Source organism: Brucella tritici (genome assembly GCF_902825325.1).
Taxonomy (GTDB): Bacteria; Pseudomonadota; Alphaproteobacteria; order Rhizobiales; family Rhizobiaceae; genus Brucella.
Genome location: NZ_CADEAR010000046.1, coordinates 1 through 6,484, shown reverse-complemented (window position 1 = coordinate 6,484; position 6,484 = coordinate 1). Strand labels below are relative to the sequence as shown.

Genomic DNA, 6,484 nt, shown 5'->3' with positions numbered 1-6,484 from the left:
GCTATAATAAAGGCTCTCGGCGATCCCCTCACGGCGGCAGATCGCAGCAATGCTGTCTTCCCCGCGCAGACCTTCCAAAACAATACGGATTTTATCCTCGGCTGAATAATGTTTACGCGTGGCACGACGGATATCTTTGATCGTCTTCTCCGCAGAAAACGTTTGGGGAACGGGTTTCTGTCTCATCTTTGCGTCCTTTGATAAAGCTATGATGAGCCGAAAATCCTCTCTTCTTAATTAAACCAGTTTTGTCTCAAAGGCGCTGATGTCGGACAGGCGCGCAGGAGGAAGAACAACCCTGTTCTGATTGGCGAACCTGGAGTAGGCAAAACTGCAATAGTAGAAGGGCTTGCTCAGCGGATAACCGCTGGCGAAGTGCCTGAATCGCTTGCTGGAAAAAGACTGGTTGAACTCAACGTCAATTCGCTGGTCGCAGGTGCAAAGTACCGTGGTGAGTTCGAGGAGCGGGTCCAGGATATACTCAAAGAGGTTACGGCCAATCGCGAGCAGCTCATCCTGTTTATCGATGAGATACACACTATCGTGGGTGCGGGTCAAGGCGGCGAAGGGGGGCTTGATGTTGCTAACGTGTTTAAGCCTGCACTAGCCCGGGGTGATTTGAACCTGATTGGGGCAACCACGCTTAACGAGTACCAGAAGCATATCGAGAAAGATGCGGCGCTCGAACGTCGCTTCCAGCCTGTGTTCGTCCCGGAGCCAACAGTAGCGCAAACCATCATGATACTCCGAGGCCTGAGAGACGTGCTGGAGGCACATCACAAGGTAGGTATCACTCAAGAAGCAATTGTCGCGGCGGCTGAACTATCAGATCGCTATATTACGGGCCGGTTCCTTCCTGACAAAGCTATCGATCTTATTGACCAAGCGGCGGCGCGGGTGAAAATTTCAGCGACGTCCCGGCCGCCTGAAGTTCAAGAGCTTGAGGCTGAACTGCGCCAGCTCAAGCGTGAGCAGGATTACTCAACTTCCCGCAAGCAGTTCGATCGTGCCTCCGAACTTCAAGCGCAAAATGAGGAGAAGAGCAAGGCGCTGGAGCAAGCGAGTGCTCGCTGGCGCCGCGAACGGGGCTTGGCGAGCGCAGAGGTTCGGGCCGAACATGTCGCAGAGGTGGTTTCAAAGCTGACCGGGGTACCAGTCACCGAGCTGACGGCCGAGGAACGGCAACGACTTCTCAACATCGAAGAACGTATCCAGCAGCGGGTGATTGGGCAGGAAGAGGCGGTTGAGACTGTCAGCGACGCTGTCCGGCTAGCTCGCGCAGGTTTGCGCGAAAATAGCAGGCCCGTCGCGACCTTCTTATTTCTCGGTCCAACCGGCGTAGGGAAAACTGAACTAGCGAAGGCCCTTGCGGAAACCGTGTTCGGCGACGAAGATGCCATGATCCGCATCGACATGTCAGAGTACATGGAGCGGCATGCTGTTGCGCGCCTCGTCGGGGCGCCTCCAGGATATGTCGGATATGAAGAAGGTGGTCAACTAACCGAGCGCGTCCGCCGGCGGCCTTACAGCGTCATCCTGCTTGACGAGATAGAGAAGGCTCACCCCGATGTTCACAACATCCTGTTGCAGATCTTCGATGATGGACGACTTACGGACGGCAAAGGGCGGTTGGTTGATTTCACGAACACTATTCTCATCGCTACCTCCAACCTTGGTTCTGACATCATTCAGGCCCACCTACGGGACAGTGAGAACGATGAGCCTGACGACGGCGACCTGAAGCCGCAGATCATGGAAGTCCTACGCCGCCACTTCCGGCCCGAATTTCTCAACCGAATAGATGAGATCATCATCTTCCATGCCCTCAGCCGCAGCAATATCAAAGCCATTCTTCAGCTGCAGCTAGAGCGAGTGAAGCGCACCAGCCGTGCCCAGGGCGTTGCCTTGGAAATCGACGAGACACTGCTGGAGCATCTTGCGGACGCGGGCTTCCAACCCGAGTTCGGTGCCCGAGAGATACGCCGGCTTATCCGTCTGGAGCTCGAAACACAGTTGGCAAAGGCGATGCTGGCGAACGAGATTCATGATGGCGGGCAGGTGAAGGCTATTTGGGACAATGAACGACACAAGGTCACCTTCGACCAAGTGGCGAAGCAGGAAGGTGCCCAGCTGCAGACGAATGACACAGCTCATCAAGTGACAGAAAAAGGACAGGCAAAATGAATCTCCATAACCTTATCCCATGGCATCGCAACGCTCGCGGAACCTTCTCCACCATTCCTGCGCGCCGTGATCCGCTTCAGTCGCTACACGATCAGGTCGATCGTCTATTTGACGAAGCATTTAGGTTAGGGACCACGGGCCAGTTGTGGTTCGGATCCGAGTTCGACACTTGGCCGAAGATCGACATCACGGACGAGGAGGCCGCAGTTCGTATCGTGGCCGATCTTCCAGGAATGGAGCAGAAGGATATCGATCTTTCAATAAACGATGGTGTTTTGACGTTGAAGGGGGAAAAGACCGCGGAAACGGAGAATAAGGACTCAAAACTCGCAGAGCGGTTCTACGGCCGGTTCGAGCGGCAGATCCCGATTGGGTATGATCTGGACGAGGACAAGGTGGATGCTCATTTCGAAAATGGGGTGCTGAAGATAACTTTGCCTAAATCCGAGGGGTCCCGTTCACGTCCAAAGTCAATCTTAATCAGGTCTTGACCGGCTGCTCTTTTGTATCAGCCTGATCAGTTCACCAAACGATTCGCGTGGGAAGTTCTGCTGCAATCAAGCCGATTAACCAGCGAAATGACGGACCTGTCAGATGGATAACCATCTGTCGAATCACTAGCGCCAACTGGCTCAGTTAATCTCAAAATACCTGGACTAGGCATGGAAAGAGACGGCCGGGTATTAAGCGTCTTACTCTTTGTTAACGCTACGAAAGGATGTCTTGAAAGGCGGCAAAACTAGCCCACACATCAGGAACAAATCTGTGATAAAGCAGTTGTTATGATGTACTCTGACCTCGACGAGAGTGCACATCCTCAAGCCCAGTACATCAGTTTACAACATCGGCATTCTCGGAGCGCGCAGTTCAATAATTGGCGCCGCCACAAACGCACTTCGTTTTTTTGCATGGAATCTGTTGATCCGGAGGCTGGAATGGAAAGCCGAACTGCAGTCCCCTCTTTCGAAAGAGCAAGCCATCACCTCTTGCTCGGTCCACGGGCGACAAGAAGCAAAACCATGACGTTCCAAGCGAACGACACGATCTATGAACCCGGCCAAGTCAGGCGTGCGACGTACCGCGTTGAATCCGGCGCGGTAAGGATATTTAGACTCCTGACGAATGGCCGCCGCCAGATATGCTCGTTCGAGTACGCTGGTGATATCTTCGGTTTCGAGGCAGGAAGTAAGAGAGCCTTCTTTGCGGAGGCGATGAGCGTGACGTCCATCCTGGCTTCCTCCGGCCTTAACCCAGGCGGCAGTGATGAGACGCCGTTGGTGCTGAGCATGGAGAGAACGCAACGCAACCTGCTCATTCTAGGCTATCGCGATCCAATCGAACGCGTCGCCGCGTTTCTGGTCGATCTGGATGCAAGGCAAGGTTCAAACGGCGTGATCGAACTGGCAATGCCAAGAGTGGACATCGCGGACCATCTATGTCTGAGCATAGAAACGGTTTCTCGAGTCTTCACCTGCCTTCGGCTCAAGGGCATCATCAAGCTTTTAACCCCCCGTACGGTAATGATCCTCCGTCCAGGTGCTCTCCGCTTCATCGTAGAATGAGCGGGCGGGGTGCCGGTACGCACGGCAGTCTGTCCGGACCGGATGCGCTTCCGCCTGCCGGTTTTTTACAAGGGATACAAGATGAGCCCTCGCCGATCTTATCCGAAGTTCGCAGTTGCGCTCACCGTACTAGTTGTGCTTGCCGTCGGCTATTGGGGCTGGTCCACGATCAGCGCGCCAGCGCCGACTGAAGGAACTGCCTTCAGCAACGGGCGTATCGAGGCAGTAGAGATAGATGTTTCCACGAAATCCGGCGGTCGCCTTCAAGAGGTTGCTGTCAATGAGGGCGCTCTTGTGATTGCCGGACAAGTTCTTGCGCGGATGGAGACAGCCCAACTGGAGGCAAGAAAGCGGCAAGCTGAGGCGGACTTGAGACGCGCGCAAATCGCTATCGACACTGCTCGAAGTTTTGTGAAGCAACGGGAAGCGGAGCGAGAATCGACGCTTTTTGTGATAGAGCAGCGGAAGGCGCAACTTAACTCAGCCATCAAAACCAATACCCGTTCCAGACAGCTCTTGAACAACAATACCGTCTCTCAGCAGGTGGTGGATGAAACAGAGGCAGCAGAACAGCAGGCTCGCGCTGCCGTCGCTTCAGCACAAGCCGCACTTGCGAGTTCCGATGCTGCAATCAATGCGGCGAAGGCCCAAGTCGTAGACGCGGAAGCCGCAGTTGATGCGGCGATGGCTCAGATCGACAGCATCAACGCCGATATCGAAGATACCGTATTAAAGGCGCCTCGTGATGGTCGCGTACAATATCGCGTGGCCGAGCCCGGAGAAGTGTTACCAGCTGGCGGCCGAATTCTGACGATGGTCGACCTTAGCGACGTTTATATGACTTTCTTTCTGCCCACGGCACAGGCCGGCAGAGTGGCGCTGGGATCGGAGGCGCGTATCGTGCTCGACGCGGCGCCCCAGTTTACGATCCCCGCAGAAATATCCTTCGTCGCGGATGTCGCTCAATTTACTCCAAAGACCGTGGAAACCGAGGACGAGCGCCAGAAGTTGACATTCCGAGTTCGTGCCAGGATACCGAAAGAACTGCTCAAGAAGCACATCGCATACGTGAAAACGGGCCTCCCCGGGTTGGTTTATGTTCGGCTTAATCCCGAGACCGATTGGCCTCAGAACCTCAGTAACAACCTGATTAACTGAGTGGATATTATGGACCCATACGCTGCAGGCGAAAGTGTCCAAGCCGGTTCTTTGAGTATGCGCTCGGCCGTAGCGTCGGCGACAAGCGTCACCCTTACCTTCGGTCACACGGTCGCGCTTGATGATGTATCGCTGTCTATACCATCCGGGTGCATGGTTGGTTTGGTGGGACCGGACGGGGTCGGAAAATCCTCGCTGCTTTCGCTGCTTTCCGGATCACGCGCCATGCAGAGCGGAGAGATCGAAGTACTAGGCGGCGACATCTCCGATGCCCGGCACAGAGGAAAGATCTGCCCTCGCATAGCGTATATGCCTCAGGGCCTGGGCAGGAACCTCTATCCTACTCTTTCCGTCTTCGAGAATGTCGACTTCTTCGCCAGATTGTTCGGACAAGACAAGAAAGAACGGGGCGAGAGGATTTCTCGCCTCTTGAAGAGCACAGGGTTGACACCCTTTGCCGAGCGGCCGGCAGGTAAGCTATCTGGCGGGATGAAACAGAAGCTCGGGTTATGCTGCTCTTTGATCCACGATCCTGGCCTTCTCATTCTCGACGAGCCGACAACCGGGGTTGACCCGCTTTCGCGCCAACAGTTTTGGGACCTGATCGCGGCGATCCTCGCGGAGCGCCCGAGCCTGAGCATCATTGTCGCGACAGCCTATATGGAGGAGGCTGCCCGTTTCGACTGGGTCGTGGCAATGAATGCTGGCCGGGTGATAGGAACAGGCACCCCTTCCGAGCTCATGGCAAAAACCGGGACCAGCGATTTCGACGAGGCATTTATCAAACTGCTCCCGAAGAACGTGTCCCAAGATCACGTCGCTCTGGTCATACCACCTCGTATTTTGTCTGGTAATGAATATTACGCCATAGAAGCCCATCACCTCAGCATGAGGTTCGGGGACTTCACCGCTGTCGATGACGTAAGTTTTCGGATCCCTCAAGGCGAAATCTTCGGTTTCTTGGGGTCAAACGGCTGCGGCAAGACGACCACAATGAAGATGCTTACCGGTCTTCTACCGGCTAGCGACGGAGAGGCCATAATCTTTGGCAGGCCAGTCGTGGGGGAAGATGTCGCGATGCGACACCGTGTAGGTTATATGAGTCAGGCTTTCTCGCTCTATTCCGAATTGACGGTGCGGCAGAATCTTGAGCTGAACGGCCGCCTCTTCGGGATGTCGATGAAAAAGGTCGCTGATCGCATTTCGGAGCTGGCCAGGCGACTGGGGCTCGACGAGGTTCTGGACGTTCTACCGAACAACCTCCCTCTCGGCATCCGTCAGCGCATGTCGCTTGCCGCTGCATTGATTCATTCCCCCGACCTCCTGATACTCGATGAGCCCACCTCAGGAGTCGATCCGATCGCGCGCGACGCCTTCTGGCGGATACTCGTCGATTTGTCGCGAAACGAAAACTGTCCGTCGTCGAATGATTTGAGACTATTTGTGCTTTTGAAGATTGGAGTTTCCGGCTCGGTTTAGGGGTTGATTTAAGCCGCTTTGGCCTGGTGGTTCAAGCGGCGTTTTTTGATCGTGTCTCGTTTGATCCTTTCGCGTTCGAGCAGGATGGTCTGTCCGCGTCC

At 54.9% G+C, this 6,484-nt stretch carries 4 protein-coding genes and 2 pseudogenes; 5 read left to right on the top strand and 1 reads right to left on the bottom strand.

Annotation, left to right across the window (positions count from 1 at the left end):
* Nucleotides 1-186 (bottom strand): transposase (locus HWX93_RS22270; protein ID WP_176038762.1); only part of this gene is annotated, 186 nt, incomplete at its 3' end.
* A gap of 90 nt (nt 187-276) precedes the next feature.
* Between HWX93_RS22270 and HWX93_RS22265 the strand changes: the two are divergent.
* The 5 genes and pseudogenes from HWX93_RS22265 to HWX93_RS22245 form a co-directional block, all read left to right on the top strand.
* Nucleotides 277-2,184 (top strand): annotated as a pseudogene (locus HWX93_RS22265) (ATP-dependent Clp protease ATP-binding subunit); the annotation flags it as partial.
* Nucleotides 2,181-2,675, top strand: coding sequence for an Hsp20/alpha crystallin family protein (locus HWX93_RS22260; protein WP_176038761.1), 495 nt, complete (start codon nt 2,181-2,183; stop codon nt 2,673-2,675). The pseudogene HWX93_RS22265 and the gene HWX93_RS22260, both read left to right, overlap by 4 nt.
* A gap of 528 nt (nt 2,676-3,203) precedes the next feature.
* Nucleotides 3,204-3,746, top strand: coding sequence for a helix-turn-helix domain-containing protein (locus tag HWX93_RS22255; protein WP_176038760.1), 543 nt, complete (start codon nt 3,204-3,206; stop codon nt 3,744-3,746).
* Between the two features lie 81 nt (nt 3,747-3,827).
* A complete protein-coding gene (locus HWX93_RS22250; RefSeq protein WP_176038764.1) occupies nt 3,828-4,904 on the top strand; it encodes an HlyD family secretion protein in 1,077 nt (358 codons plus the stop codon).
* 57 nt (nt 4,905-4,961) lie between these two features.
* Nucleotides 4,962-6,317, top strand: a pseudogene (locus HWX93_RS22245) (ATP-binding cassette domain-containing protein); the annotation flags it as partial.
* Between the last annotated feature and the right edge of the window lie 167 nt (nt 6,318-6,484).

What these genes read in the sequence shown, in the direction of transcription:
- HWX93_RS22260 (WP_176038761.1), top strand. Translation starts at nt 2,181, where the DNA reads ATGAATCTCCATAACCTTATCCCATGGCATCGCAACGCTCGCGGAACC.
- HWX93_RS22255 (WP_176038760.1), top strand. Translation starts at nt 3,204, where the DNA reads ATGACGTTCCAAGCGAACGACACGATCTATGAACCCGGCCAAGTCAGG.
- HWX93_RS22250 (WP_176038764.1), top strand. Translation starts at nt 3,828, where the DNA reads ATGAGCCCTCGCCGATCTTATCCGAAGTTCGCAGTTGCGCTCACCGTA.